Source organism: Blautia sp. AF14-40, assembly GCF_003479665.1.
Lineage (GTDB): Bacteria > Bacillota > Clostridia > Lachnospirales > Lachnospiraceae > Fusicatenibacter > Fusicatenibacter saccharivorans.
Genome location: NZ_QUHK01000111.1, coordinates 1 through 894, shown reverse-complemented (window position 1 = coordinate 894; position 894 = coordinate 1). Strand labels below are relative to the sequence as shown.

Genomic DNA, 894 nt, shown 5'->3' with positions numbered 1-894 from the left:
AAATGGTTTGCTGTGTGGCTGAAACATACGGATATGGAATACTTAAGAAAACACTGGTCGGGCAAAAAAGCTTCGGCTCCAACGTTGGAGAAGAAGCACCACAAATATTTTCTGCGTTTTACATATGCGGAAGAGGTATCTTTAAACCAGACACCTGTCAAAGAGCAAACGATCTGCAGCGTGGATCTCGGCATCAATACGGATGCAGTCTGTACCATCATGCGTCCAGACGGAACTATCCTGGGAAGAAAGTTTATTAACTTTCCCAGTGACAAAGACCGGATGTACCGTGTGCTGGGACGGATTCGAAGATTTCAGCGGGAACATGGATCGCGTCAGGTGCAGGGAAAATGGGCATATGCAAAACGTCTGAATACAGAGCTTGGCAGAAAAATTGCAAGGGAAATCGTTCTGTATGCGTCAGAAAAGAAGGCAGATGTGATTGTTTTCGAATATCTGGAAATGAAAGGAAAACTTTCCGGGAAGAAAAAGCAGAAACTGCAGATGTGGAGAAAACGTGATATCCAGAAACGGTGCGGACAGCAGGCACACAGAAAGGGAATCCGAATTTCCCGGATTTGTGCCTGGAACACGAGCAGGCTTGCCTTTGATGGATCAGGAGAGATTGCCCGTGATACACGGGATCATCGTCTGTGTACGTTTCAGACTGGAAAAAGATACAACTGTGATTTGTCGGCATCGTATAATATCGGAGCAAGATATTTTATCCGTGAAATTTTAAAACCCTTGCCGGAAACGGAAAGGTCTTTGCTGGAGGCAAAAGTTCCTGCAGTAAAGCGTAGAACCTCATGTGTTTATGCAGATCTGAGAGAACTGATTTCAGAAATGGAACTGCGTAAAGCAGCATAAACACAGGCAGATATGCAGTGGATT

General features: G+C 44.9%; 1 protein-coding gene. It reads left to right on the top strand.

Annotated features, from left to right (window positions below):
• On the top strand, window positions 1-870 hold an 870-nt coding region (locus DWW13_RS19645; RefSeq protein WP_243026213.1), incomplete at its 5' end, for a transposase.
• Between the last annotated feature and the right edge of the window lie 24 nt (window positions 871-894).